Genomic DNA, 24,593 nt, shown 5'->3' with positions numbered 1-24,593 from the left:
GGGGGGGGGCGGCCCCCCCCCCCACCCCCCGGCGCGGGCGGGGCGGCTGGGCGGGGGCGGCGCCCCCCCCCCCCCCGCCGGGGGGGGGGGGGGGGGGGGGGGGGGGGGGCGCGCGGCGAGGATCTTCAAGAATCGCGGATTCTTCGCTCTCCACTAATCCACCCTGTGCATCCCCCTCACCCCGACCCTCTCCCCGGGGGGGAGAGGGGGAATTCATGGATGCACCTCGCTTACGCCTCGTACAGATACCTGCTGATCACCTCGGTCAGGCTTTGGGCGTGCTGGACGTTGTCGCGGTTGGACACCATCATCGCGGCGATCAGCGCCTCGGCCACCAGAAGCGGGCCGCACAGGCTGCTGGACAGCACCGGGTGGGTGCATTGGGCGATCAGCTGGGTGTGGGCGCGCTGCGCCAGCGGTGACGCGGGAGAGTCGGTGATCGCCACCACATGGGCGCCGCGGTCGCGCACGAAGTCGGTCAGGTGGATCGCGTCCTTGGCATAGCGTGGGATGGAGATGACGATCAGCACATCCTCCGGCCCGATGTTCATCAGCCGCCCGGCCGCAACCTCCGTCCCGCCGAACTCCACCACGTTGATCAGGGTGGGGCAGTAGGGCTGAAGCCCCAGGGTCAGCACGCCCGCGACATGGGCGCTGAGGCCGAAGCCCATGACATAGGCCGTGCGCGCCTTGCACAGCCGCTGCACCACTTCGGGGATGCCGGGACCGTCGATCTGCTCCGCAGTGCGGCGCAGGTTGGCCAAAGTCGCCTCCAGCCCGCCGGTCAGCGCCGCGTCTTCCGGATGGCGGTGTTCCAGCGTGTGGCGCAGCTTTTCCACCGGGCGCAGCATGGTGCGCAGCGTTTCCGCCATCGCGCTGCGCAGGTCCGGATAGCCTGAAAACCCCATGGTACGGGCGAAGCGACTGAGCGTGGCGTTCGACACGCCGATGTCGCTCGCCAGATCTTCGATGCTCCAGGCGGTGATGCGCACGGGGTTGCGCAGCAGATGCTCCGCGATCAGGCGGTTGGAGGCCGATCCCTCCTCCAGTGCCGCCATCAGGCGCTTTCCCAGGGCGGATTCGGCGAAGGCGACCTCGGTGGCGGCGGGTGCCATGGCGGACTTTTCCTGCGCTGATTTTTTCTGCAAAGATTTTTTCATGGATTGACCATATGAAAATTTCGGTGCACCGTACAGTCCGTATTCACGCTCGTCACCGTCGGGAGGCTAGAGCCGCATGATCCGCACCCTCGTCGTTGCCGCCGCCATCGCGGCCGCCGCCTTCACCGGCGCCAGTGTGACCGCCGCCCAGGCGCAAACCCAGAAGATTCGCGTGGGCGTGGAGGGCAACTATCCGCCCTTCTCGATGATCTCGCCGGACGGCAAGCTTGGCGGGTTCGACATCGACATCGCCAATGCGCTCTGTAAGGAAATGAAGGCGGAGTGCACGATGGTTCAGCAGGAATGGGACGGCATGATCCCGGCGCTGAACGCCAAGAAGTTCGACATGATCGTCGCCTCCATGACCATCACGGAGGAGCGCAAGAAGGCCGTCGACTTCTCCCAGCCCTATTACGACGTACCGTCGCGCTTCGTCGCCAAGGCCGGCGCCTTCAAGGACGCCTCGCCGGAATCGTTGAAGGGCAAGACGATCATCGTCCTGCGCAACTCCCCGCGTGCCGCCTACGTGCAGGAGAACTACAAGGACAGCACCACGCTGCTGACCGCCAAGGAAACCGACGTCTATCTGGAGCTGGCGGCCGGCCGCGGCGACATCGCGCTGGGGTCCTCCGTCGTGTCGGGCGAGGGATTTCTGAAGAAGCCGGAGGGCAAGGGCTACGCCCAGGTCGGCGAATCGCTGCGCATCGGCCAGGGCAGCGGCGTCGGCATCGCCGTTCGCAAGGGCGACGACGCGCTGCGCACGAAGATCGACACGGCGCTGAAGGCGATCAAGGCCGACGGCACCTACAAGACGCTGGCCGCCAAATACTTCGACTTCGACGTTTCCGGTGACTGATCGCGGCCGGCGGAAGGGAGGCATGCCGCCATGCTGTACGGCTATCTTCCGGCTATCCTCGACGGGTTGACTGCGACGCTGGGCGTCGCCTTCACCTCCCTGATGGTCGCCTGTCTGTTCGGCATGGCCGGCGCGGTCGCCAAGCTGTCGGACTCCCGCGTTGCCCGAGGGGTGGCGGGGGTCTACACGACGCTGATCCGCGGCCTGCCCGAACTGGTCCTGATGCTGATGATCTTCTACGGCGGCCAGATCCTGGTGAACCGGGTCGCCGATTATTTCGGGCACGAGTACATCGACGTCGACCCGTTCCTGGCCGGCACCACGACGATGGGCTTCATCTTCGGCGCCTACCTGACGGAGACCTTCCGCGGCGCCATCCTGGCGATCCCCAAGGGACAGATCGAGGCCGGGCACGCCTATGGGCTGAGCAGGGCGCAGGTCATCGGCCGGATCACCCTGCCGCAGATGATCCGCCACGCCCTGCCGGGGTTCGGGAACAGCTGGCTGGTGATGGTGAAGGCGAGTGCGCTGGTTTCCATCATCGGGCTGGACGACATGGTTCACCGCGCCAACCTGGCCTCGGCCGCCACGCGGCAGCCCTTCACCTTCTACGCCACCATCGCGCTGATCTATCTGGCGATCACCACCCTGTCGATCGCGGCGCTGAAAGGGCTGGAGAAGCGCTATTCGCTCGGCGTTCGTCACGCTGAATTCTGAGGCCCGAGGTTTGAGAGGAGAGTTCCGAGCCATGGACTTCGACCTCATCGCCGCCAGCCTGCCGGAGTTCTGGGCCGGGCTGAAGGTAACCCTGGCGCTGCTCGCCATCTCGCTGGTGTCGGGCTTCGTCTTTTCCGTGCCGCTGGCCATCGCGCGGGTGTCCAGCCGCTGGTGGCTGTCGAAGCCGGTGTGGCTGTTCACCTATGTGGTCCGCGGCACGCCGCTGCTGGTGCAGCTGTTCATGATCTATTTCGGGCTGCCGCAGTTCGAGTTCATCCGGGAGAGTGCCGCCTGGGTCTTCTTGAAGTCGCCGTGGTTCTGTGCCTGGCTCGCCTTCATGCTGAACACCACGGCCTATACCACGGAAATCTTCGCCGGCGCGCTACGCGCCACCCCGGTCGGCGATCTGGAGGCGGCGCGCAGCCTGGGGCTGGGCAGTTTCGACATCTACCGCCGCATCCTGCTGCCGGGGGCGCTGCGCCGCGCCCTGCCGCAATATGGCAACGAGGTGGTGATGATGATGCACGCCACCTCCATCGCCAGCACCGTTACGCTGGTGGAATTGACCCGCGTCGCCCGCGACGTCTACGCCAATCACCTGATGCCGGTCGAAGCCTTCGGCACGGTGGCGGTGTTCTATTTCGTCCTTACCTTCACCATCGTCGGCCTCTTCAAGCTTCTGGAACGCCGCTACCTGCGGCACCTGAGCCCGCGGACGGCGACCCAGCAGACGGCCTGACATGCACAGCGAAACCATCGACCTGCCGACCTCGACGCCCGGCACCCGGCGGACCCTGACGGTCCAGCGTTTCGGCACGCGCGGCGCCCGGCCGCTCGCCTATGTCCAGGCGTCGCTGCATGCCGACGAGGTGCCGGCGATGCTGGTCGCCGACAAGCTGCGCCGCATCCTAACCGGGCTGGAGGACGAAGGGCGGCTGGCCGGCGAGGTGATCCTGGTCCCGGTCGCCAACCCCATCGGCCTGTCGCAATCGGTGATGGGCGACCATATCGGCCGCTTCGATCTTGCCGACGGCCGCAACTTCAACCGCGACTATCCCAGCCTGACCGAGGCGGCGGCGGAGCGGTTGGACGGCCGGCTGACCGGCGATGCGGACGCCAACGCCGCGATGCTGCGCACAGCATTGGCCGAGGCGCTGGCCGCCTGCACGCCGACGACGGTGGCGGAGCAGATGAAGCACGCACTGCTGGGGCTGGCGCTGCGGGCCGACTATGTGCTGGACCTGCACTGCGATTCCGAGGCGGTGATGCATCTCTACACGCTGACGCCATCGGCCGAGGTCTTCGCGCCGCTACAGCGGCTGCTGGGTGCCGAGGCGGTGTTCCTGGCCGAGGAGTCCGGCGGCCATCCGTTCGACGAGGCGGTCAGCCGCCCCTGGAACGAGCTGGCGCGACGCTGGCCGGACAAGCCGCTGCCGATGGGCTGCCATTCGGTGACGGTGGAACTGCGCGGCCAGAGCGACGTGGAGCATGGCACGGCCCACGCCGACGCCCGCGCCATCGCCGGCTTCCTCGCACATATCGGGGTGGTGCGCGGCGAGAAGCCGGAGCTTCCGGAACCGCTCTGCCGGCCGACGCCGCTGGAATCGTCGGAGCCGCTGACCGCCCCGGTGGGCGGCGTGCTGGTCTTCCACCGCAAGCCGGGTGACCGGCTGGAGGAAGGCGAGGTCGTCGCCGACGTGGTGGACCCGGTCGACGGCACCGTCACGCCGGTGCGCACCGGCTCCAGCGGCTTGCTCTATGCCCGCATCGCCACCCGCTTCGTCCAGCCCGGCAAGCGCATCGGCAAGGTGGCCGGCACCACCCTGCGCCGCACCGGCCCGCTGCTGAGCCCCTGATCGCCGAGTCCGCAACGGAAGGACCGCAACCGATGACGTCGAAACTGCGCGCCCAGAACATCCGCAAGCGCTACGGCACCGTCGAGGTGCTGAGCGACGTGTCGCTCGACGCCGCCGCCGGGGACGTGATCGCCATGATCGGTTCCTCCGGTTCGGGCAAGAGTACCTTCCTGCGCTGCCTGAACCTGCTGGAAAAGCCGTCCGCCGGCCAGATCGAACTGGCGGGGGAGGAGTTGAAGCTGGTGGCGGACAAGCGGGGCGAACTGGTCGCCGCCGATCCGAAGCAGCTTCAGCGCATGCGGGCGCGGCTGTCGATGGTGTTCCAGCAGTTCAACCTGTGGGCCCATATGACCGCCCTGCAGAACGTCATCGAGGCGCCGATGCGTGTCCACGGCCTGAAGCGGGCGGAAGCGGTGGAGCGGGCGGAGCATTACCTGAACCGCGTCGGCGTCCTGCACCGCAAGGACGCCTTCCCGGCCCACATGTCCGGCGGCGAGCAGCAGCGCGTCGCCATCGCCCGCGCCCTTGCCATGGAGCCGGAGGTGATGCTGTTCGACGAGCCGACCTCGGCGCTCGACCCCGAACTGGTGGGCGAGGTGCTGCGGGTGATGCGTTCGCTGGCGGAGGAGGGGCGGACGATGATCGTGGTGACCCACGAGATGGCCTTCGCCCGCGACGTCGGCAGCCGCATCCTCTTCCTCCACAAGGGCCACATCGAGGAGCAGGGCCATCCGCGCGAGGTCCTCGCCAACCCGCAGAGCGACCGTCTGCGGGCCTTCCTGTCGAACAGCCTACATTCGGCGGCGTGACGGAAGGCGAAGGACCGGGGCGGGTGGGGGCCCCCGCTACGCCGTGCGGTCCTGGCTCAGGTTCAGCTCCTCGATCATGGTCTGGCGCATGACGAATTTCTGGATCTTGCCGGTCACCGTCATCGGGAAGTCTTCGACGAAGCGGATGTATTTCGGGATCTTGTAGTGGGCGATGGCGCCCTGGCAGAAGGCGGTCACCTGCTGTTCGGTCAGCGCCGCCCCCGGCTTCGGCCGGATCCAGGCGCAGAGCTGTTCGCCATACTGCTGGTCGGGCACGCCGAACACCTGCACGTCGGCGATGTCGGGGTGGGTGTAGAGGAATTCCTCCACCTCGCGCGGGTAGATGTTCTCGCCGCCGCGGATCACCATGTCCTTCAGCCGGCCGACGATGTTGCAATAGCCCTCGGCGTCGATGGTGGCGAGGTCGCCGGTGTGCATCCAGCCGGCCTCGTCGATGGCGCGCGCCGTCTGCTCCGCGTCGCCCCAATAGCCGCGCATCACCGAATAGCCGCGGGTCAGCAGCTCGCCCGGCGTGCCCGGCGGGACGATGCGGCCCTCGGCATCGACGATCTTCACCTCCAGATGCGGCTGGATGCGCCCGACGGTGGAGACGCGCCGTTCCAGCGGATCGTCGGTGGAGCTTTGGAAGCTGACCGGGCTGGTCTCGGTCATGCCGTAGGCGATGGTGATTTCGCGCTGGTTCATCTCTGAGACCACGCGCTTCATCACCTCGATCGGGCAGGGCGAGCCGGCCATGATGCCGGTGCGCAGGCTCGACAGGTCGTAATTGGCGAAATCGGGGTGATCGAGCAGGGCGATGAACATGGTCGGCACGCCGTGCAGTCCGGTGCAGCGTTCCTCCTGCACAGCCGACAGCACGGCGACGGGATCGAAGCCATCGCCCGGAATCACCATGCAGGCGCGGTGGGTGACGCAGGCGAGGTTGCCCAGAACCATGCCGAAGCAATGATAGAAGGGCACCGGGATGCAGAGCCGGTCCTCTTCCGTCAGGCGCATCGCCTCGCCGACGAAGAAGCCGTTGTTCAGGATGTTGTGGTGGGTCAGGGTGGCGCCCTTCGGGCTGCCGGTGGTGCCGCTGGTGAACTGGATGTTCACGGGATCGTCGAATTGCAGGATGCCGGCCAGCCGCCCCAGCTCCGCCACGTCGGCCGGCCGGGCCAGCGACGGCAGGTCGTCGAAGTTCAGCATGCCCGGCGTCTTTTCCGCGCCCAAGCGGATCAGATGGCGCAGGGTCGGCAGGCGTTGCAGAGACAGGGGCTTGTCGGAGAGAGCGCCATATAGTTCCGGCGCCAGCTTGGCCACCATGCCGAGATAGTCGCTGGACTTGAAGGACGGCGACAGGATCAGCGCGGCGCAGCCGACCTTGTTGATCGCGTACTCCAGCTCGTGCAGGCGGTAGGCCGGGTTGATGTTGACCAGGATCAGGCCGGCCTTGGCGGTGGCGAACTGGGTCACCACCCATTCGGCGTTGTTCTGCGACCAGATGCCGATGCGCTCGCCCGGCCTCAACCCCAGCCCGACCAGCCCCGCCGCCACCTGATCGACCCGGCGCTTGAACTCCGCATAGGTCCAGCGGACGTTCTGGTGGCGGACGACCAGGGCCGGGCGGTCGGGGGACAGCGATGCCATGCGGTCGAGATGGGCGCCGATGGTCTCGCCCAGCAGCGGGGTGCGGCTCGCGCCGTGAACATAGCTCTGGGTCAGCGGCTGGGTGTCGGTATGCAAGGCTGCGTTCCTCCGGAAATTGTTTTTGGGCGCAACCGTTGGGGTGGCCGCGCATTCCGGTACTGAACCCATACTGACCCGTATTGTCGATACCCTTCTTGGTTAAATTTCCGCGCCGAGATCGAGTTGACCGCGGCTCGATGCCGCGCGTGCGAGGCCGGCATAGTGGCGGACGTCGAAGGCGATGAACTCCACCTCGGCGTCGGTGACGTCCCGCAGATGCTTGGCCGGGCTGCCGGCCCAGAGCTGGCGGGCGGGGATGCGCTTGCGCGGGGTCAGCACCGCGCCGGCGGCCAGCATGGCGCCGCTTTCCACCACCGCCCCATCCAGCACGATGGAGCCGATGCCGATCAGGCAGCCGTCCTCCAGCGTGCAGCCATGCATCCGCACGCCATGGCCGATCACCACGTCGGCGCCGATGATGGTGGGATAGTCGTTCAGCATGACATGGATGATGGTGCCGTCCTGGATGTTGGTGCGCGGCCCCACCGTGATGCTGTGGTCGTCGCCGCGCAGGACGCAGCCGTACCAGACGCTGGCCTCCGCCCCGATGGTGACGTCGCCGACCACCACCGCGCCGGGGGCGATGAAGGCGTCGGCGGCGATGCGCGGCCACACGCCGCGCACGGGCTGGATGATGGCGCCGGGGTGGCGGGCGAGCAGGGACTCCCCCGTTTCGAAATTGCTCTCGGTGGTCATTCTTGTTGTCCTTTTTGGGTCCCGCCGGATCTTCGTGCCGGTCAGGAGGCGAGCCGTTCCGTCTCCTTCTCGGTCTTCGGAACGGCGACCACCCCGGCGGCGAGCAGCCGGTCGATGTCGTCGCGAGTGTAGCCCAGTTCGGCCAGCAGCGTCGCGCTCTGCGCACCCACCGGAGGCAGCGCCATGCGCGGTTCCAGCCGCCGGCCGTCCAGCGTCAGCGGCAGCAGGGGCACGCGGGTCTCGCCGCCGGTTTCGGTGGTGATGGAGGCGAGGCCGCCGCTCTGGTTCAGGTGGGGGTCGTCGAACAGCTCCTCCGGCCGGTTGATCGGGGCGTAGGGCAGGCCGTTGCGCTCGAACAAGTCCGCGATCTCGGCCTTGCTGTAGGCGGCCAGCCGGCGGCGGATCTCCGGCAGCATCCAGTCGCGGGCCTGGCAGCGCTTGGTATTGCCGTCCAGCCTGGGGTCGGCCAGCAGATCGTCGAAGCCGAAGGCGGTGCAGAAGGTCCGCCACTGCACGTCGCTGACCGCGCCAAGGAAGATCTGCTCGCCGTCCTTCACCTCGAAGGTGTCGTAGATGCTGAAGGCGGCGATGCGCTCCGGGAAGGGGGGCGGCGCCTCGCCGGTGACGGCGAACTGCTGCATGTGCTGGGCCGACAGCAGGACGCAGGTCTCATAGAGGCCGGACTGGATATCCTGGCCGCGGCCGGTCGCCTCGCGGGTGCGGAGCGCCGCCATGATGCCGATGACGCCGAACATGCCGCCCATGATGTCGTTGACCGAACTGCCGGCGCGCAACGGCCGGCCGGTCGGGCCGGTCATGTAGGCGAGGCCCGCCATCATCTGCACCACCTCGTCCAGCGCCGTGCGCTTTTCATAGGGGCCGGGCAGGAAGCCCTTCAGCGACAGGTTGATGATGCGCGGGTTGCGGGCGGACAGGCTGGCGTAGTCGAGGCCGTAGCGCGACATCAGGCCGGGGCGGAAATTCTCCAGCACCACGTCGGCGGTGTCGACCAACTTGTGGACGGCGGCCAGCCCGTCGGGGCTGTTCAAGTCGACGGCCAGCGATTTCTTGTTGCGGTTGAATGTGCGGAAGAAGCCGGCGGCGGCCCCCGGCAGGGCGCGCGTCTTGTCGCCCGTCACCGGTTCCACCTTGATGACGTCGGCGCCGAGGTCGCCCAGGATCATGCCGCAGGTCGGTCCCATCACCATGTGGGAGAATTCGACGACGCGGATGCCGGAAAGCGGCAGGACAGGATTGCTGTCAGGCATGGACGGGACTCCGGTTGAAGCGGCTTTGGTCGAAATGCTTGGGCAGGCCGGCGGCGGCGATCTTGCCGTGCAGCGTCTGGCCGGGAAGAAGGGTGGCGAGCAGGCGCTGCGCGTCGATCAGGGCGTCCAGGTCGATGCCGGTGTCGAAGCCCATCGCCTCCAGCATGAAGACCAGATCCTCGGTCGCGACGTTGCCGCTGGCGCCGGGGGCGTGCGGACAGCCGCCCAGCCCGCCGAGCGAGGCGTCGAACTCGCGGATGCCGATGTCCAGAACGGCGAGGCAGTTGGCGAGGCCGAGACCGCGGGTGTCGTGGAAATGGGCGCTCCGCAGCCGGTCGCCGGCGATGTCCTTCACCCGCTTGTAGAGGCGGCGGACCTGCGCCGGGTCGGCATAACCGACGGTGTCGGCCAGCGCCACGCGGTCGGCCCCGGCCGCCAGGCAGGCTTCGGCGAGGCGGACGACCTCATCCTCCGGCACCGCGCCCTGGATGGTGCAGCCGAAGGCGGTGGAGATGCCGGCGTCGATGCGGGTCTTGTGGCCGCCTTCCCGAATGCTCTCGTCGCGGGCGCGGCAGACGCGGGCCAGTTCCTCCACCGACTCCTCGCGGGTCTTGCGGATGTTGGCGCGGCTGTGCGCCTCGCTGGCCGACAGCGGCAGGACGATCACGTCGGAGCCAGCGGCGAGCGCCGCCGTGGCGCCCCTCAGGTTGGGTGCCAGCGTGTGGACGATGATGCCGGGCAGCTTGCGGGCGCCGGCCACCACCTCGGCCGCGTCGGCCATCTGGGGCAGCAGCTTCGGCGGGACGAAGGAGGCGGCCTCGAAGCGGCGGACGCCGGCGCGGTGCTCGGCCTCCAGCCAGCGCAGCTTGTCGGCGGTGGGCATCACGCGGTCGAGGATCTGGAGCCCGTCGCGCAGGCCGACCTCGACGATGGTCACGGTGGCTTTCGTCATGGCAAGAATCCTCCGTTCGGATGCGCCGGGACGGGGCGCATCCGGTGGAAACGGGATGGGAGACGTTTCGAGGGTCTAGGTCAGACGCCGAAGCCGGCGATCACGTTCCGAAGCCGGCGGCTTGCGGCAGCCAGAGCGAAAGGGACGGGAGCAGCCAGATGATGAAGAGGCCGGCCATCATCAGCAGGACATAGGGCAGGGCGCCGCGCGTCACCTCGGACAGGGACGAACTGGTGATGCCCTTGATGACGAACAGGTTCATGCCGACCGGCGGGGTGATCAGCGCCAGTTCCAGGTTCACCATCAGCATCACGCCGTACCAGATCGGGTTGATGCCCAGCGCGGTCATCACCGGCAGGATGATCGGGGTGGTGATAAGGATGATGGCGATGGTTTCCAGGAACATGCCGAGGATGAAGATCGCCAGCATCACCGCCAGGATGAAGCCGCTCTGCGACAGGCCCAGCGTCGCCACCGTCTCCATGATCTGGGCCGGCAGGCGGATGATGGTGATGGCGTGGCCGAACATGCCGGCGGCGGCGATGATCATGAACAGCATGACGCTGGTCCGCATGGTCTGCACGCCGCAGTCCAGCAGGTCGGCGACCGAGACGTTGCGGTAGACCAGCAGGGCCACCGCCAGGGCATAGACCGCGCCGACGGCCGCCGCCTCGCCGGGAGTGAAGACGCCGAGATAGATGCCGCCCAGGATCAGCGGCGGCATCATCACCGCCCAGATCGACTTGCGGAAGGCGGCGATGACGGTGCCGAACCCGGGCCAGGGCTGCGACTGCACGCTGTCCTGTCCCCTTGCCCGCAGCCAGCTGTAGCCGGCGAACAGAACCGCCATCAGCAGACCGGGGATGATGCCGGCGAGGAACAGGGCGCCGATCGAGGCATCGGTGACGATGGCGTAGAGGATCATCGGCCCCGACGGCGGGATCAGGATGCCGAGCGTGCCGCCGGCGGCGATCAGCCCGTAGGTGTCGCGCTGGCGGTAGCCGTAGCGCTTCATCTGCGGGATGGAGATCGAGCCGATGGTCAGCGCCGTCGCCACCGACGAGCCGGAAATGGTCGAGAAGATGGTGCAGGACAGGATGGTGGCGAAGCTGAGCCCGCCCTTGATGTGGCCGACCAGCGTGTTCGACATCTCATAGAGATCGTCGACCACCTTCGCCTTGATCATGATGTGCGCCATGAAGGCGAACATCGGGATGGTGGCGAGCAGCGGGTTGTTCAGGCTGGAGAACACCGCATCGGCCATGCTGTCGACGCTGCCCTCGAACAGGGCCAGCACGCCGAGCGAGGTGAGGGAGAGTGCCGCGAAGATCGGCATGCCGCTGAACAGCAGGAGCAGCAGCAGGCCCAGGATCAGGAACGTCATCAGTGGCCTCCACTCTGTTCTTCCGCCCCGTCACCCGCCATCGCGGCGAGCAGCTTGGCGAAGGCGACGATCCCCAGCAGGGCGGCGCCGACGGGAAGCGTGGCCTGCGGAATCCACAGCGGCAATTCCAGCTGGCCGGAGGAGAAGGCGTCGAAGTCATAGGAAAAGGCGGCGGTGTGCCAGCCGGTGCGGACCAGCAGCACGGCGAAGACCAGCACCGCCAGATTGGCCCAGGCATCCAGCCAGCGCCGGCCGCGCGGACCGACCAGACCCATGATCAGGTCGATGCGGATATGGTGGCCGGTGCGCAGCGCCTCGGCCGCGCCGGCCATCACCATGGCGACGACCATGAAGCCGCAGGCCTCGTCGACTCCTTCCAGCGGCTGGCCCAGGACATAGCGGGCGAAGACCCCTGCGGTGGTCAGGGCCAGCACGACGACGATCAGCAGGACGCTCAGCGCGCCGCCGATGCGCGACAGGACCGATGCGGTGCCGGTCAGCAGGCGGAGCGCGGTGTGGGACGCGCCCTTTTCGCGTGCGGGCGTGACGGTGTCGGGGGTGGACATGCTGCTCATGACCGGTCCCCTCTTCACTGGAGCTTGTTGACGAGTTCCAGCAGCTTGCGGCCGTCCGCGCCGGTCTCGTCGGCGAAGCCCTCGGCGAAGGCGGGCGCCATGGCGGCCTTGAAGGCGGCATTCTCCTCCGGGGTCGCGACGTGGACCTTGACGCCCTTCGATTCCAGTTCCGCCGGGGCGTTGGCCGCGGCCTCCTGCGAGGCTTCGATCGCCCAGATGGCGGCATCCTCGCCGGCCTTCTTCAGCGCGGCCTTGTTCTTGTCGGACAGCTTGTTGTACCAGCCGGGATTGACGTAGCCGTGCAGATAGGCGGCCAGCACCGGCACCACCGTCATGTGGTCCTGCACCTCGTAATATTTGCGCGACCAGGCGGCGGCGACGTCGGTGATGGCGGAGTCGATGACGCCGGTCGCCAGCGCCTGATAGACCTCGCTGCCGGGGATCGCCACCGGGGTGGCGCCCATCGCCTTCAGACCGCGGTCGAAGGCCGGGCCGAGGCCGCGCATCTTCAGGCCCTGGAAATCCTCCGGCTTGAGCAGCGGCTTGCCCTTGGAGGTGAAGACGCTGGTGTTGGTCTGGAACATCCAGACGATGTTCTTCACGCCCTTCTTCAGCAGGCGTTCCTCAAGGAAGGCAGCCGCTTCGGAGGTCGGCCACTTCTTCCACGCCTCGATCGAGGACATGGTGTAGGGGCCGACCGTGACGTTCATCAGCGGCAGGGTCTTCCCCCACTGGAAATTCAGCGAGAAGGCGCATTCGATGTCGCCCTTGGCGACGGCCAGGATGTTCTCGTTGGCCTTGATCAGGCTGTCGGAGCCGAACACCTGGACGTCGAGATCGCCGTCCGACAGCGTCTTCACCTCCGCCGCCCAGCGCTCGACGACCTTCGCGATGTGGTGGGCCGGCGGCAACTGGTGGCTGCAGCGCATCCGCGTCGCTGCCTCGGCACCCGCCGGCAGCGCCAGCAGAGCCGTGGCGGACGCGGTGGCGAGCAGGGCCAGCATGGTCTTGAAACGGGCGGACGTCTTGGTGGGCGTCATGTCCTGCACCTCCCTCTGGTGGTTCGTTGCGGCGGTCCAAAGGGTTGGAACGCCGGGGCCAGTCAACTGCTGGCCTTCGGATTGTTCGTCTGCGAAACAGAACAGCACGGGGAGGGAAGGTCGTAAAATACAAAGAAAAGAAGCGAGCTATCTGGTTTCGAGATGGCTTTCCCGCAGACGGCCCGGCCAGCGGCCGGTTGCATGCGCCTCGCGCACCACGTCGATCATCAGGCGCCGCGCCTCGACCACGGCGCGGGAGGCGGTCTTCATGCGCGAGGACACCAGATAGAGCGTGCGGCCCATCGACGGGTTCACCACCGGCCGCGCCACCAGTTCGCCGCGGGCGATCTCGTCACCGGCCAGCGCGGCCGACTGCACCGTCACGCCCAGTCCCGCGCTGACCGCCCGTTTCAGCGGCACGGCGGATTCGATTTCCAGATAGACCTTGGCGGCGATGGCGTTGCGCACCTGGGGGTCGCTGGCCAGCGCCTGCAACACGGCGGTGCGGCCGGGCATGATCAGCGGCAGGCGCAGCACGTCGTTCAGATCGATGGGACCGCCGTCGCCGATCATGGCGCGGGTGCCGAGGCAGACCAACTCCTCGTCCAGCAGCGGCACACCCTCCAGCCGGTCGTCGTTGGGCGGCACCAGGGTGAGGGCGAGGTCGGCCTGACCGGACAGCATCCATTGGTGCATGATCTCGCTGTGCGCCTCGATCACGCGCAGCTTGACCTCGGTCAGGGTGGAGGCGACGCGGCGGATGAAGGGCAGGCCGATGGCTTCCATCGCCGTATAGTTGAAACCGACCATCACCGGCCCGACCACCGCCCGCGACAGCGACAGCACGTCCAGTTCCGCCTGTTCCAGCGCGTGCAGCACGCCGCGCGCATGGGCGAACAGCCGGTCGCCCGCCTCGGTCCGGCTGACGCCGCGCGGCTGACGCAGCAGGAGCTGGACACCCAAATCCCCCTCCAGCGTCGCCACATGCTGGCTGAGCGCCGATTGCGCGACGTTCAGGAACTCGCTGGCCTTGGAGAAGCTGCCGAGTTCGCAGACGGCGACGAAATAGCGGAGACGGCGGAAGTCCAGCTTGATCGACATGCGGCTTTGTCCCACAGGCCCCGGTGCCGGACAAAGCGGAATATCGACCGTGGTGGGGCCGGCGAAGGACGATCAGGTCACATGCGCATCATGCGGAAGATGGCGATGAACATCACCACCACGCCCACTTCGGCCAGCGTCGCCAGCCAGGCCGGATGGAAGACGATCCCCAGTGGCATGATGAGCAGGAGGATGAGCGCCGGGAACACGATGTAGGGGGAGTCGAGCCGGCGGGAATGCTCCACCTGCGCCTCGGTGTCTTCATCTGCCGGCAGCGCAGGTTGTGCCATTTGCATGGTCATAGGATCGGAACCCTTGTTGATGGTTGGGTGCGCGGGCCGGCAAGAGCCCGGCGGCGCCGATCCTAGGCAGCGGCATACATCGGAAAAAGCGAAATTAACCGATGGTTCATATCGAGTTTTTCAATTCAACCGCGGGCCTCCGCGGGAGCGGCCAGAATGGTCTTCAGCCCGGTGAGCGCCGGGTCGATGATGGCCTCGTCGGCGTCGGTCGGGTAGGCGGCATAGATGGGAAGGCTCAGCGGGCGGGCTTCCGGCAGGATTTCGCCCTTGCCGGCGTCGATCAGCGGCTGGACGAGCTGGCGGGGAAAATGGCCGGTGCCGCCGCACTGCTTGACATAATCGAGCCCCAGCGTGCCGACGCCGATCGATACCGGCGCCGACTGTACGTCCTCTGGCCGGTGCAGGCGCACATTGCGGCGGAAATCGTCGCCCCAGTCGATGTGGACGTACGGCTCCTCCGAGTAGTCGTCGACCGCCGGCATCCGGAAGAGGACCAGTTCCTCCTCGATCAGAAGCCGGATCGACAGGCCGGGCAGGGCGCGCGGGGAATAGAGGACGGCGACGTCCAGCGTCCCGTCCTGAAGCCCCTGCAGCAGCCCGCTGGGCAGGCCGACATCGCAGCGGAGCGCAATCTCGTTGGCGTTTCGCCGCATCCAGGGGATCCAGCGGTAGAGCAGGCGGTTCCACAAGCCGGCCTCGCTGCCGATGCGCAGGAGCGCCTTGTGGCCGGCGGGCAGGGTGGCCTCCTGGCGCGCCTGCTCCCACAGGCGGAGGATGGCGACGGCATGGCGCTGGAAGCGCAGCCCGGCGGTGGTCAGCGTGGCACCGGTCTTGTTGCGCACGAACAGTCGGCAGCCAAGCTGCTGTTCCAACTGCTGGATCCGCGTGCTGACCGTCGATTGGGTGACATGAAGCCGGTCGGCCGCCGCCATGAAGCTGCCTGCCGCCGTGACCTCCAGAAATGTCCGCGCCATTTCCGTATCCATGACACCTCGCCTGATTGCCGGCCTTCGCATCCGGTTGCCCACCGGTTCCTTGGGACCAGACCTAAAGCATCGGCGGCTTGATCGCGACCGGGCGGTGTGAGACGATTCGTCGCATCCGCTGGGTGCGGCCGCGACCGGCGGATCCCCTAATGGGAGGAAATGGTATCGGGGAAATCGATAATAACCATCGGTTAAATTCGCTTTCTGGCTCTTCCGACCGCCAGTAGCCTCCGCTTCGCCAGCCGGAAGCAATCCGGCCGACCTCTCCGGACATCCGGAGGAAACGTTGAGAAATGGGAGTTCCGCTGTGTCCGTCATGCGCAATATTATGTTGGCGTCCGTCCTTCTCATCTCCGGTGGAACCGTTGCCGCCCAGGCCGCGGACGGCGATGCCGCGGCGGGCAAGACGGTGTTCAACGTTTGCAAGGCCTGCCACACGATCGAGGCCGGCGGCCCCAACCGCGTCGGCCCCAACCTGCACGGCATCGTCGGCCGCAAGGCGGGCACCCACGACGGCTTCAGCTATTCGGCGCCGATGAAGGATTCCGGCATCACCTGGGACGAGGCAAAGCTGAACGAATATCTGAAGGACCCCAAGGCGGCCGTCCCCGGCAACAAGATGGCCTTCGCCGGCGTGAAGGACGACGCCAAGCGTGCGGACCTGATCGCTTATCTGGCGAGCGAATCCAAGTAAGGTCGGATTGACCTGATCGACGGAAGGCACCGGATGCGGCCCATGGCGGGATCGCGTCCGGTGCCTTTTGCGTTTGTCGGATGATCGGTCGGATGATCGGGTGGATCAACCGGCGGCGACCGCCGTCAGCAGGTCGGAACAGATGTCGGCGACGTCGGCGGGGGCCTCCAGCGGCGACAGGTGGCCGACGCCGGGGAGGATGCGGAATTCTGCCGCGGGCAGGACTTCGCCGTAGATCTCCCGCAGACCGTCCGCGCGCTCGACATTGTCGCAATCGCCCACCGCGATCAGCGTCGGGATGCCGATGCCCGAGATTCCATCGAGGCGGGCGAGCATGCCGGCCGTCGTCCATTCCCGTTTGGCGCCCGCCGCCCCCCGCAGCGTATCCTCGACCACCTGCCGCCTGTCTTCCTCCGGGAGTTCACGGTGGCAGAGGATTTTCAGCGCTTCGTTTACGCCCTCCGCACTCTGATAGGAGGCGAGCATCGCCTCGCGCATTCCGGCCGGCACGGGCATTCCGGTCGGCGGGGAAGGGGCGATCAGGACCAGCCCCACAAGTGCGCTGGCGCCCTTCGCGGCCACGATCTGGGCAACCTTGCCGCCCATGGAATGGCCCACCAGAATGCAGCGGGTCAGCCCCAGCGACGCGATGACCTCCGACACGTCGCCGGCCATCGCGTCGAGATCATAGCGCCCGTCGAGGGCGACAGACCCGCCCCAGCCGCGCAGATCCAGGCTGACACAGCGTGCCCGGTCCTTCAGTTGCGCGACGACATGGCGCCAGGTGCGGGCGGAACCACCCCAATAATGCAGGAACACCAGTGCCGTGTCCCCCTGCCCTTCATCCAGGGCGTGGATGACCGCCCCGGTCGTTTCGATGTTTTTGGACATTGCCAAACTCCATGACATGCGTGTTGCGCCGAATTGGATTTAGCGGCCGAACGGAGCCGTGATAATCAGGCGCGGAATGGATTCATTCCGAACCGGGAGTGGATGATGGCGCTGGATACCCTGACTGGCATGACCGTGTTCCGCCACGCCATCGAAGAGGGAAGTTTGGCGGCGGCGGCGCGCCGGAACGGCATGTCGGCGGAAATGGCCGGACGCCATCTGAGGGCGCTGGAGGCGCGTCTGGGAGTCCGGCTGGTCAACCGATCCACCCGCAAACTGAGTTTGACGGAGGCGGGACAGGCCTACTTTCTTCGCTGCGTGGCGATCCTCGATGAAATCGCCCTGGCCGAAGCCGATGCCGGGACCCGGCAGGCGGAACCGCGCGGTCTATTGCGGGTGGCGGCGCCGCTTGCCTTTTCCAATGCGGTGCTGGGGCCGGCGGTGGCCGATTACATGCGCCGCTTTCCGGGCGTCACCCTGGCGCTGGATCTCAGTGAACGGGAGACCGATCTGCTCGGCGAAGGGTTCGACGTCGCCTTGCGTCTCGGCACGCTGCCGGACACCGCGCTGATCGCCAAGCGCCTGGGTGGCTTTCCGCTGATCCTGGTCGGTGCGCCGGGCTATTTCGGGTCCCGCAACTTGCCAGAGCATCCGGGATGTTTGCGGGAGCACAGGATTCTCGCCTATATGCAGACCGCGACGCCGGAGCGGTTTGCGCTGTCGGACGCCGCAGGACATCGGGTGCAGGTTGCGTTCGAAGCGCAGCTTCGGGCAACGGACGCCGGCTTCCTCGTCACGCTCGCGCTGTTGGGACAGGGGTTGGTGCTGGCGCCGTCCTTCCTCGTCATGGAGCACCTCGCCGAAGGCCGATTGGTTCACGTTCTTCCGGACTGGTCGGCACGGACGCTGCCGCTGCACGCGATCATTCCCCATCGCACTCTGATGCCGGCGACGGTCCGGAGCTTCATCGACGTCGTCGCCGAGTGGGTCGGAGCATGGTGACGACATCGACGGAAATTCCTGCTCCCGCTAAGACAGCTCCTCCTGCCCGGCGGACGACAGCGGCGGTTCGGCGCCGCGGTCCATGCGCTTGATGATGCCGGTCAGGTGGGTCGCGAAGGCATACACCGCCTCCGGCAGATGGCGGCCGAGCATGGTCTGGATCTGGTAATAGCGCTGGTCGAGGGTGGGGGAATCGATCGGGACCGACGCCACCGGATGGCCCACCGTGCTGGCATGGACGGTGAAGGGACTGGCGATGGTGATGCCGCCGCCTTCCGCGGCGAAGGCCCACAGCCCGGCGATGTAGTTTGAAACCAGCACCGGCTCGATCACCACCCCGGCCAGACCGCAGGCGATGTCGAACAGCTGCCGCACCGTCGTGTCCTTCTCCGGCAGCGCGATCGATTCACGGGCCAGCTGGGCCAGCGACAGGACGGGCCGGCCGGCCAGCGGGTGGTCCTTCGCCATCACCGCCAGGACCGGCGCGCGGCCTTCCCCCATCGCCCTGACCCCCGGTTCGGGAGCAAAGGAGAAGGTGGCGCCGATATCGACCTCCCCCTCCCGCACCATGCGGGTGACGGCGGCCGGCGCGACGATGCGCAGTTCGATGCGGATGCCGGGATGACGGTCGCGGAAGCTGCGGATGGCCGCCGGGATCAGGCTCATGCCGAACCCTTCGGTCGCGGCGACGCGCACCCGGCCGCTGGCCAGCCCGCGCAACCGCTTCAACTCGGTCACGATGGCTTCTTCCTCAAGGAAGACGCGCTGGGCATGGCGGGCGAGCAGGTCGCCGGCATAGCTCGGCACCATGCCGCGCGGCCGGCGTTCGAACAATTCGACGCCGAGGTCGGCTTCGAGATGGGCGATCTGCCGGCTGATGGCGGAGGAAGCGACATGCAGCCGGGCCGAGGCGTCGGCGATCGAGCCGGTGCGGGCGACCTCAAGGAAATAACGGAGCGCGGTGGCGTTCATGGCGATTCCCCTGGCCGGCGCCGGTTTGCTAAACTGACGGAAAATCAGGGCCGTCAATTATACCGTTGCCGGTTCAGCAACGGGAACTTCCAACTATTATAATTGCGGCATGCCAGTCTGCACAATACCGTGTCATGACTAACTTTCGTGCAAATGGACCCTCTTGGACGGAGTTCGGACATGGCGCCCTTTGCGTACGGTAAGTCGATGATGTTCGCCGCCGCGGCGGTCGCGGCCCTGGCCCTGCCTTCAGCAGCTTTCGCCAACAAGGCGAACGACACGCTGGTCTATGCTTCCGACAGCGAGCCGGAGAACATCAGCCCCTATCACAACAATCTGCGCGAAGGCGTCATCATCGCCCATCTCGTGTGGGACACGCTGGTCTACCGGAATCCCAAGACCGGCGAGTATGAGCCGGAACTGGCGACCTCGTGGAAATGGGTCGATCCGGTCACGCTGGAACTGAAGCTGCGCAAGGGCGTGACCTTCCAGGACGGCTCGCCCTTCACCGCCGACGACGTGGTCTTCACCTTCAATTACGTGCTGACGCCGGAAGCGAAGGTGGTGACCAAGCAGAACGTCGAATGGATGGCCGGCGCCGACAAAATCGACGATTACACGGTGCGCGTCCGTCTGAAGGGCCCGTTCCCGGCGGCGCTGGAATATCTGTCCGGCCCGACGCCGATCTATCCCGCCGCCTATTTCAAGAAGGTCGGGCTGGACGGCTTCTCCAAGGCGCCCATCGGCACCGGTCCCTACCGCGTCACCGCGGTGGAGAACGGCAAGGGCGTGATGATGGAGAAGTACAAGGACTATTTCAAAGACAGCCCGCTCGGCCAACCCACCATCGGCAAGATTCAGTTCCGCGTCATCCCCGACGGCGAAACCCGCATGGCCGAGCTGATGACCGGCGGCGTCGACTGGATCTGGCGTGTGCCGAAGGATCAGGCGGAGCAGTTGAAGGCGGTGCCGAACCTCACCGTGCTGGCGGCCGAGACGATGCGCGTCGGCTTCCTGCAGTTCGACGCCGCCGGCCGCACCGCCGCCGACACGCCGATGAAGAAGGAGAAGGTGCGCCAGGCCGTCGCCTATGCCATCGACCGTCAGGCGATGGTCAAGAATTTGGCCGGCGAGGGCGCGCGGGTGATGCATTCCGCCTGCTTCATCGACCAGACCGGCTGCACCGACGACGGCGTGCCGCGCTACGAATACAATCCGGAGAAGGCGAAGAAGCTGCTGGCCGAGGCCGGCTATCCGGACGGGTTCGACACCGACCTCTACGCCTATCGCGAGCGCGACTATGCCGAGGCGGTCATCGGCTATCTGCGGGCGGTCGGCATCCGCGCCAACCTGCGGTTCCTGAAATACGCCGCGATGCGCGAGGCCGCCCGTGCCGGCAAGGTTCCGCTGGAGTACCAGACCTGGGGTTCCTTCTCGGTCAACGACGCCTCCGCCTTCACCGGCGTGTGGTTCAAGGAGAACGAGGACGACATGAGCCGCGACCCCAAGGTCAAGGCTCTGCTTGATAAGGCCGACACGACGACCGACACCGCGGCGCGAAAGGACCTCTACAAGGAAGCGCTGTCGATGATCGCGCAGAAGTCCTATCTGCTGCCGCTGTTCTCCTATCCCAGCAATTACGCCTTCACCTCCGACCTCGCCTTCACCGCACAGCCGGACGAGCTTCCGCGCTTCTACGCCGCTCACTGGAAATGAGGCCGCGGCTGCGGGCCGGCATGGTTGAAGGCCGGCCCGCAGCGCCTCTCCGCACGCTCCTTTTCAGGAGACCGCCATGCTCGCCTTCCTGCTTCGCCGGCTCGCCGTGGCGCTGTCGGTGGTGCTGACCGTATCGGTCATCGCCTTCCTGCTTCTGCATCTGTCCGGCGACCTCGCCACCGATCTCGCCGGTCCCGAAGCGTCGCCCGAACAGGTGGCGCAGGTGCGGGCCGAATATGGCCTGGACCAGCCACTCGCCGTCCAGTACGGCCACTGGCTGGCCGGGGCCGTCCGGTTCGATTTCGGCCAGTCCTTCTATTTCCGGGAGTCGGTGGCGTCGCTGGTCGGCGGCCGCATCCCGATCACCCTGAAACTCGGCGCCATCGCGCTCGGCCTCGCCCTGCTGTTCGCCATTCCGCTGGGAGCGCTGGCCGCCGTGAAGCGCGGCAGCTGGTTCGACCGCGCGAGTCTGGCCTTCTGCGCGCTGGGGCAGGCGGTGCCGACCTTCTGGCTCGGCCTGACGCTCATCATCATCTTCTCGGTCAATCTGCGCTGGCTGCCGGTGTCCGGCAACGCGACCTGGAGCCATTACGTGCTGCCGTCGGTGGCGCTCGGCTGGTACGCCATTCCGGCGGTGATGCGGCTGACCCGCAACGGCATGCTGGACGTGATGGCGTCCGACTATATCCGGACGGCACGCGCCAAGGGGCTGCGTCCAAAGACGGTGATCTTCAAGCATGCGCTGCGCAACGCCGTGGTGCCGGTGGTGGCGCTGGCGGCGGTGCAGTTCGGCTTCATGCTCGGCGGCTCCATCGTGGTCGAGGCGGTCTTCTCGATGCAGGGGCTGGGGCAACTCGCCTGGGAAGCGATCGGACGCAAGGATTTCCCGGTCGTCCAGGCCATCGTGATGCTGCTGGCCACGATCTACATCCTGCTGACCTTCCTCGCCGATATCCTCAACGCCTGGCTGGACCCAAGGATCCGCGTCGCATGAGCACCACGAGCGCTTCAGGTGCCGCCGCCACGACTGCTGCTGGATTCGATGCCGTGCCGGTCCGCCGGTCGCCGTTGGCCCGCTTCACCAAACGGGCGGCGCGCCACCCCGGTTTCATGGCCGGCGCCTTCATTCTCGCCGTCATCCTCGTCATGTCGATCGGCGCGCCGCTGTTCACCACCCACGACCCCTATGCCCAGGACATCTCCAAGCGGCTGATCCCGCCGATCTGGCACGCCAAGGGGACCTGGGAGCATTGGCTGGGCACCGACAAGCTGGGGCGCGATTACTTCGCCCGGCTGCTCTACGGCGGGCGCATCTCGCTGATGATCGGTGCGGCGACGGTGCTGCTGTCGGGGGCCATCGGCACGGCGCTGGGCGTCGCCGCCGGCTTCTTCGGCGGGCGGGTCGATCTGGTCATCGGCTATATCATCAACGTGCGGCTGGCGCTGCCGGTGGTGCTGGTGGCGCTGGCGGTGGCGGCACTGGTCGGCACCTCGCTGAACACGGTCATCGTCGTGCTGGGGCTGCTGCTGTGGGACCGCTTCGCCGTGGTGGCGCGGTCGACGACGCAGCAGATCGCCCATGCCGATTTCGTCGCGGCGGCCCGCGCCATCGGCTGTTCGACGCGGCTGATCGTCTTTTCGGAAGTGCTGCCCAACATCATCAACCCGCTGATCGTGGTCGCAACGCTGGAAATGGCCCATGCCATCCTGCTGGAGGCGGCGCTGTCCTTCCTGGGTCTTGGCGTGCAGCCGCCGCTGCCGTCCTGGGGCCTGATGATCTCGGAGGGCAAGCAGTACATGTTCTTCAGCCCCTGGGTCATCACCATCCCCGGCGTGGCGCTGGTGGCGCTGGTCCTGGGCATCAACCTTCTGGGCGACGGCCTGCGCGACGTCACCGCCCCCGACAACCGGAGCTGACGGCCATGCCCCTGCTCGACGTCGACAATTTGACCATCCAGATCCCCACCGAGGCCGGACTGCTGAACGCCGTCAACGGGGTATCCTTCACGCTGGAGCGCGGCGAAACGCTGGCGATCGTCGGCGAGAGCGGGTCGGGCAAGTCGCTGACCTCGCTCGCCCTGATGGATCTGCTGCCGTCCAGGGCGGTGCGCAAGGCGCGGTCCATGCGCTTCGACGGCATCGACCTGATGGCGGTCGGCCAGCGCAAGATGGAGGATCTGCGCGGCGACCGCATGGCGATGATCTTCCAGGAGCCGATGACCTCGCTGAACCCGGCCTACACCGTCGGCGACCAGCTGAGCGAGGCTCTGCGGAGACATCGTCCGGTCAGCCGGGCGGTGGCGCGGGAGCGGGCGGTGCATCTGCTGGAGCGGGTCGGCATCACCGCCGCCGCATCCCGGCTCGGGCAATATCCGCACCAGCTGTCGGGCGGCCTGCGCCAGCGGGTGATGATCGCCATGGGGCTGATGTGCGAACCGGATCTGATCATCGCCGACGAGCCGACCACCGCGCTGGACGTGACGATCCAGGCGCAGATCCTGATGCTGCTGCGCGACATCCAGCGCGAGTTCGGCATGGGACTGATCCTGGTCACCCACGATCTGGGCGTGGTCGCCCGCGTCGCCACCAAGGTGGCGGTGATGTATGCCGGCCGGCTGGTGGAGACCGGCCCGGTCGAGGCGGTGTTCGGCGCCCCCAGCCACCCCTACACCCAGGGCCTGCTGCGCGCCATCCCGGTCCCCGGCCGCACCCGGCCGGGCGAGCCGCTGGGCACAATTCCGGGGCAGGTGCCGAACCTGATCGGCCAGCTGACCGGCTGCGCCTTCCGCAACCGCTGCGACCACGCCACCGACGCCTGCGCCGCCGCAATTCCGGAGCGGGATCTCGGCCCCGGCCACCGCATGGCCTGCGTGCTCGACCCCGTCGCCACCGCTGTTTGACCGGAGACCGATGATGACCGTTCCGGTGCTCGAACTCGAAAACGTCACCAAGATCTATCCCGTGGCCCAGGGGATGTTCAAACCCAAAGCGATGCTGACCGCCGTCGGCGGGGTGTCGCTGTCCGTCGCCCGCGGCGAGGTGCATGCGCTGGTCGGCGAAAGCGGATCGGGCAAATCGACGCTGGCGAAGATGCTGCTGGGGCTGACCAAGCCGACCTCCGGCGAGATCCGCATCGACGGCGTGCCCATCGCCAAGACCGACCGGCGGGAGGTGGCGCGGCGCATCCAGCCGGTGTTCCAGGACCCCTATTCCTCGCTGAACCCGCGCAAGTCGGTGGCCGACCTGATCGCCCTGCCGCTGGTCGCCCACCGCATCGGCACGTCGGAAAGCCGGCAGAAGGCGGTGGCGGAGATGCTGGACGCGGTCGGGCTGCCGCGCCGGATGATCGACGCCTATCCCGGCCAGATGTCGGGCGGCCAGCGTCAGCGCGTCGCCATCGCCCGCGCGCTGGTCATGCGGCCCGACGTGCTGATCTGCGACGAGCCGACCTCGGCGCTCGACGTGTCGGTGCAGGCGCAGATCCTGAACCTGCTGATGGATCTGAAGCGCGAGTTCAAGCTGACCTACTTCTTCATCAGCCACAACCTCGCGGTGGTCGAACATCTGGCCGACCGGGTGGCGGTGATGTATCTCGGCCGCATCGTCGAGGAACGCGGGCGCGAGGCGCTGTTCACGCACGCCAGCCATCCCTATTCCCGCGCGCTGCTCGACTGTGTGCTGACGCCCGATCCGACGTTGGGCATGCCCGACACGGTGATTTCCGGCTCCTTCCCCAATCCCATCGCGCCGCCGCCCGGCTGCGCCTTCCACCCGCGCTGTCCGCGCGCCACCGACCGCTGCCACTCCGTAGCTCCCGGTCCCGTGCCGGTCGCCGACGGTGTCGCCGCCTGCCATTACGCCAATTGA

The 24,593-nt window shown here is 67.2% G+C and carries 25 protein-coding genes; 12 read left to right on the top strand and 13 right to left on the bottom strand.

Annotated features, from left to right (window positions below):
* Nucleotides 1–230: 230 nt before the first annotated feature.
* Nucleotides 231–1,115, bottom strand: a complete 885-nt coding sequence (locus FZ029_RS07195) for a MurR/RpiR family transcriptional regulator (RefSeq protein WP_211104107.1) — start codon at nucleotides 1,113–1,115, stop codon at nucleotides 231–233.
* Between the two features lie 121 nt (nucleotides 1,116–1,236).
* On the opposite strand from FZ029_RS07195, the gene FZ029_RS07190 reads away from it, so the two are divergent.
* From FZ029_RS07190 to FZ029_RS07170, 5 genes are read left to right on the top strand one after another with little or no spacing between them, the layout of a single operon-like run.
* On the top strand, nucleotides 1,237–2,016 hold the full coding sequence (locus tag FZ029_RS07190; protein WP_149268610.1) for a transporter substrate-binding domain-containing protein: 780 nt from the start codon (nucleotides 1,237–1,239) through the stop codon (nucleotides 2,014–2,016).
* A gap of 30 nt (nucleotides 2,017–2,046) precedes the next feature.
* Nucleotides 2,047–2,733 (top strand): ABC transporter permease, encoded by a 687-nt coding sequence (locus tag FZ029_RS07185; protein ID WP_149268609.1) that lies wholly within the window; start codon nucleotides 2,047–2,049, stop codon nucleotides 2,731–2,733.
* A 31-nt stretch (nucleotides 2,734–2,764) separates the two neighbouring features.
* Nucleotides 2,765–3,472, top strand: a complete 708-nt coding sequence (locus FZ029_RS07180) for an ABC transporter permease (protein ID WP_149268608.1) — start codon at nucleotides 2,765–2,767, stop codon at nucleotides 3,470–3,472.
* Nucleotide 3,473: 1 nt separating this feature from the next.
* Nucleotides 3,474–4,589 carry a succinylglutamate desuccinylase/aspartoacylase family protein gene (locus FZ029_RS07175; protein WP_149268607.1) on the top strand — a complete coding sequence of 372 codons (1,116 nt, stop codon included), beginning with the start codon at nucleotides 3,474–3,476 and terminating at the stop codon, nucleotides 4,587–4,589.
* Nucleotides 4,590–4,621: 32 nt separating this feature from the next.
* Complete coding sequence (locus FZ029_RS07170; RefSeq protein WP_149268606.1) at nucleotides 4,622–5,398, top strand: ATP-binding cassette domain-containing protein; 777 nt, start codon at nucleotides 4,622–4,624, stop codon at nucleotides 5,396–5,398.
* 36 nt (nucleotides 5,399–5,434) lie between these two features.
* Here FZ029_RS07170 and FZ029_RS07165 read toward each other — a convergent pair whose 3' ends face one another.
* The 10 genes from FZ029_RS07165 to FZ029_RS07120 form a co-directional block, all read right to left on the bottom strand.
* Complete coding sequence (locus FZ029_RS07165; protein WP_247892186.1) at nucleotides 5,435–7,123, bottom strand: AMP-binding protein; 1,689 nt, start codon at nucleotides 7,121–7,123, stop codon at nucleotides 5,435–5,437.
* A gap of 123 nt (nucleotides 7,124–7,246) precedes the next feature.
* Nucleotides 7,247–7,843, bottom strand: a complete 597-nt coding sequence (locus tag FZ029_RS07160; RefSeq protein WP_149268604.1) for a gamma carbonic anhydrase family protein — start codon at nucleotides 7,841–7,843, stop codon at nucleotides 7,247–7,249.
* 41 nt (nucleotides 7,844–7,884) lie between these two features.
* A complete protein-coding gene (locus FZ029_RS07155; RefSeq protein ID WP_149268603.1) occupies nucleotides 7,885–9,111 on the bottom strand; it encodes a CaiB/BaiF CoA-transferase family protein in 1,227 nt (408 codons plus the stop codon).
* Nucleotides 9,104–10,063, bottom strand: a complete 960-nt coding sequence (locus FZ029_RS07150) for a hydroxymethylglutaryl-CoA lyase (protein ID WP_149268602.1) — start codon at nucleotides 10,061–10,063, stop codon at nucleotides 9,104–9,106. Before FZ029_RS07150 ends, FZ029_RS07155 begins: the two co-directional genes overlap by 8 nt.
* Nucleotides 10,064–10,163: 100 nt before the next feature.
* On the bottom strand, nucleotides 10,164–11,447 hold the full coding sequence (locus tag FZ029_RS07145; RefSeq protein ID WP_149268601.1) for a TRAP transporter large permease subunit: 1,284 nt from the start codon (nucleotides 11,445–11,447) through the stop codon (nucleotides 10,164–10,166).
* The gene (locus FZ029_RS07140; RefSeq protein WP_149268600.1) at nucleotides 11,447–12,022 is read right to left on the bottom strand and encodes a TRAP transporter small permease; all 576 of its coding nucleotides are present in this window, start codon (nucleotides 12,020–12,022) and stop codon (nucleotides 11,447–11,449) included. The genes FZ029_RS07145 and FZ029_RS07140 overlap by 1 nt, the downstream gene beginning before the upstream one ends.
* A gap of 14 nt (nucleotides 12,023–12,036) precedes the next feature.
* A complete protein-coding gene (gene dctP, locus FZ029_RS07135; RefSeq protein ID WP_149268599.1) occupies nucleotides 12,037–13,062 on the bottom strand; it encodes a TRAP transporter substrate-binding protein DctP in 1,026 nt (341 codons plus the stop codon).
* 147 nt (nucleotides 13,063–13,209) lie between these two features.
* Nucleotides 13,210–14,163 carry a LysR substrate-binding domain-containing protein gene (locus tag FZ029_RS07130; RefSeq protein WP_149268598.1) on the bottom strand — a complete coding sequence of 318 codons (954 nt, stop codon included), beginning with the start codon at nucleotides 14,161–14,163 and terminating at the stop codon, nucleotides 13,210–13,212.
* A gap of 77 nt (nucleotides 14,164–14,240) precedes the next feature.
* Complete coding sequence (locus FZ029_RS07125) at nucleotides 14,241–14,453, bottom strand: hypothetical protein (RefSeq protein WP_149268597.1); 213 nt, start codon at nucleotides 14,451–14,453, stop codon at nucleotides 14,241–14,243.
* Between the two features lie 137 nt (nucleotides 14,454–14,590).
* Nucleotides 14,591–15,439, bottom strand: coding sequence for a LysR family transcriptional regulator (locus FZ029_RS07120; protein WP_282184128.1), 849 nt, complete (start codon nucleotides 15,437–15,439; stop codon nucleotides 14,591–14,593).
* A gap of 328 nt (nucleotides 15,440–15,767) precedes the next feature.
* Between FZ029_RS07120 and FZ029_RS07115 the strand changes: the two genes are divergently transcribed.
* On the top strand, nucleotides 15,768–16,145 hold the full coding sequence (locus tag FZ029_RS07115; RefSeq protein ID WP_149268640.1) for a cytochrome c family protein: 378 nt from the start codon (nucleotides 15,768–15,770) through the stop codon (nucleotides 16,143–16,145).
* Between the two features lie 105 nt (nucleotides 16,146–16,250).
* Here the strand turns inward: FZ029_RS07115 and FZ029_RS07110 are convergent, their stop codons facing one another.
* Entirely contained in the window at nucleotides 16,251–17,036 is a 786-nt protein-coding gene (locus FZ029_RS07110) for an alpha/beta hydrolase (protein ID WP_188051838.1), read from the bottom strand.
* 102 nt (nucleotides 17,037–17,138) lie between these two features.
* Here FZ029_RS07110 and FZ029_RS07105 point away from each other — a divergent pair, with 102 nt between their 5' ends.
* Entirely contained in the window at nucleotides 17,139–18,038 is a 900-nt protein-coding gene (locus FZ029_RS07105) for a LysR family transcriptional regulator (protein WP_149268594.1), read from the top strand.
* A 27-nt stretch (nucleotides 18,039–18,065) separates the two neighbouring features.
* Here FZ029_RS07105 and FZ029_RS07100 read toward each other — a convergent pair whose 3' ends face one another.
* On the bottom strand, nucleotides 18,066–19,010 hold the full coding sequence (locus tag FZ029_RS07100) for a LysR family transcriptional regulator (RefSeq protein WP_149268593.1): 945 nt from the start codon (nucleotides 19,008–19,010) through the stop codon (nucleotides 18,066–18,068).
* A 180-nt stretch (nucleotides 19,011–19,190) separates the two neighbouring features.
* Between FZ029_RS07100 and FZ029_RS07095 the strand changes: the two genes are divergently transcribed.
* From FZ029_RS07095 to FZ029_RS07075, 5 genes are all read left to right on the top strand, one after another.
* The gene (locus FZ029_RS07095) at nucleotides 19,191–20,726 is read left to right on the top strand and encodes an ABC transporter substrate-binding protein (protein ID WP_247892181.1); all 1,536 of its coding nucleotides are present in this window, start codon (nucleotides 19,191–19,193) and stop codon (nucleotides 20,724–20,726) included.
* Between the two features lie 76 nt (nucleotides 20,727–20,802).
* On the top strand, nucleotides 20,803–21,720 hold the full coding sequence (locus FZ029_RS07090; RefSeq protein ID WP_149268592.1) for an ABC transporter permease: 918 nt from the start codon (nucleotides 20,803–20,805) through the stop codon (nucleotides 21,718–21,720).
* Nucleotides 21,717–22,643: an ABC transporter permease gene (locus FZ029_RS07085; RefSeq protein ID WP_149268591.1), complete on the top strand. Its 927-nt coding sequence runs from the start codon at nucleotides 21,717–21,719 to the stop codon at nucleotides 22,641–22,643. Before FZ029_RS07090 ends, FZ029_RS07085 begins: the two co-directional genes overlap by 4 nt.
* Nucleotides 22,644–22,648: 5 nt before the next feature.
* Nucleotides 22,649–23,626, top strand: coding sequence for an ABC transporter ATP-binding protein (locus tag FZ029_RS07080; RefSeq protein WP_149268590.1), 978 nt, complete (start codon nucleotides 22,649–22,651; stop codon nucleotides 23,624–23,626).
* 10 nt (nucleotides 23,627–23,636) lie between these two features.
* A complete protein-coding gene (locus FZ029_RS07075) occupies nucleotides 23,637–24,593 on the top strand; it encodes an oligopeptide/dipeptide ABC transporter ATP-binding protein (RefSeq protein ID WP_247892180.1) in 957 nt (318 codons plus the stop codon).

This window comes from Azospirillum sp. Sh1 (genome assembly GCF_008365135.1).
GTDB lineage: Bacteria > Pseudomonadota > Alphaproteobacteria > Azospirillales > Azospirillaceae > Azospirillum > Azospirillum oryzae.
Note: the sequence above shows the minus strand (reverse complement) of the source record. Positions and strands in the feature narration are given on the sequence as shown.

What these genes read in the sequence shown, in the direction of transcription:
- FZ029_RS07130 (WP_149268598.1), bottom strand. Translation starts at nt 14,163, where the DNA reads ATGTCGATCAAGCTGGACTTCCGCCGTCTCCGCTATTTCGTCGCCGTC.
- FZ029_RS07115 (WP_149268640.1), top strand. Translation starts at nt 15,768, where the DNA reads ATGCGCAATATTATGTTGGCGTCCGTCCTTCTCATCTCCGGTGGAACC.
- FZ029_RS07155 (WP_149268603.1), bottom strand. Translation starts at nt 9,111, where the DNA reads ATGCCTGACAGCAATCCTGTCCTGCCGCTTTCCGGCATCCGCGTCGTC.
- FZ029_RS07100 (WP_149268593.1), bottom strand. Translation starts at nt 19,010, where the DNA reads ATGAACGCCACCGCGCTCCGTTATTTCCTTGAGGTCGCCCGCACCGGC.
- FZ029_RS07110 (WP_188051838.1), bottom strand. Translation starts at nt 17,036, where the DNA reads ATGTCCAAAAACATCGAAACGACCGGGGCGGTCATCCACGCCCTGGAT.
- FZ029_RS07170 (WP_149268606.1), top strand. Translation starts at nt 4,622, where the DNA reads ATGACGTCGAAACTGCGCGCCCAGAACATCCGCAAGCGCTACGGCACC.
- FZ029_RS07195 (WP_211104107.1), bottom strand. Translation starts at nt 1,115, where the DNA reads ATGGCACCCGCCGCCACCGAGGTCGCCTTCGCCGAATCCGCCCTGGGA.
- FZ029_RS07185 (WP_149268609.1), top strand. Translation starts at nt 2,047, where the DNA reads ATGCTGTACGGCTATCTTCCGGCTATCCTCGACGGGTTGACTGCGACG.
- FZ029_RS07075 (WP_247892180.1), top strand. Translation starts at nt 23,637, where the DNA reads ATGATGACCGTTCCGGTGCTCGAACTCGAAAACGTCACCAAGATCTAT.
- FZ029_RS07140 (WP_149268600.1), bottom strand. Translation starts at nt 12,022, where the DNA reads ATGAGCAGCATGTCCACCCCCGACACCGTCACGCCCGCACGCGAAAAG.
- dctP (WP_149268599.1), bottom strand. Translation starts at nt 13,062, where the DNA reads ATGACGCCCACCAAGACGTCCGCCCGTTTCAAGACCATGCTGGCCCTG.
- FZ029_RS07190 (WP_149268610.1), top strand. Translation starts at nt 1,237, where the DNA reads ATGATCCGCACCCTCGTCGTTGCCGCCGCCATCGCGGCCGCCGCCTTC.
- FZ029_RS07145 (WP_149268601.1), bottom strand. Translation starts at nt 11,447, where the DNA reads ATGACGTTCCTGATCCTGGGCCTGCTGCTGCTCCTGCTGTTCAGCGGC.
- FZ029_RS07085 (WP_149268591.1), top strand. Translation starts at nt 21,717, where the DNA reads ATGAGCACCACGAGCGCTTCAGGTGCCGCCGCCACGACTGCTGCTGGA.
- FZ029_RS07120 (WP_282184128.1), bottom strand. Translation starts at nt 15,439, where the DNA reads ATGGCGCGGACATTTCTGGAGGTCACGGCGGCAGGCAGCTTCATGGCG.
- FZ029_RS07150 (WP_149268602.1), bottom strand. Translation starts at nt 10,063, where the DNA reads ATGACGAAAGCCACCGTGACCATCGTCGAGGTCGGCCTGCGCGACGGG.
- FZ029_RS07080 (WP_149268590.1), top strand. Translation starts at nt 22,649, where the DNA reads ATGCCCCTGCTCGACGTCGACAATTTGACCATCCAGATCCCCACCGAG.
- FZ029_RS07175 (WP_149268607.1), top strand. Translation starts at nt 3,474, where the DNA reads ATGCACAGCGAAACCATCGACCTGCCGACCTCGACGCCCGGCACCCGG.
- FZ029_RS07105 (WP_149268594.1), top strand. Translation starts at nt 17,139, where the DNA reads ATGATGGCGCTGGATACCCTGACTGGCATGACCGTGTTCCGCCACGCC.
- FZ029_RS07125 (WP_149268597.1), bottom strand. Translation starts at nt 14,453, where the DNA reads ATGGCACAACCTGCGCTGCCGGCAGATGAAGACACCGAGGCGCAGGTG.
- FZ029_RS07160 (WP_149268604.1), bottom strand. Translation starts at nt 7,843, where the DNA reads ATGACCACCGAGAGCAATTTCGAAACGGGGGAGTCCCTGCTCGCCCGC.
- FZ029_RS07180 (WP_149268608.1), top strand. Translation starts at nt 2,765, where the DNA reads ATGGACTTCGACCTCATCGCCGCCAGCCTGCCGGAGTTCTGGGCCGGG.
- FZ029_RS07095 (WP_247892181.1), top strand. Translation starts at nt 19,191, where the DNA reads ATGGCGCCCTTTGCGTACGGTAAGTCGATGATGTTCGCCGCCGCGGCG.
- FZ029_RS07090 (WP_149268592.1), top strand. Translation starts at nt 20,803, where the DNA reads ATGCTCGCCTTCCTGCTTCGCCGGCTCGCCGTGGCGCTGTCGGTGGTG.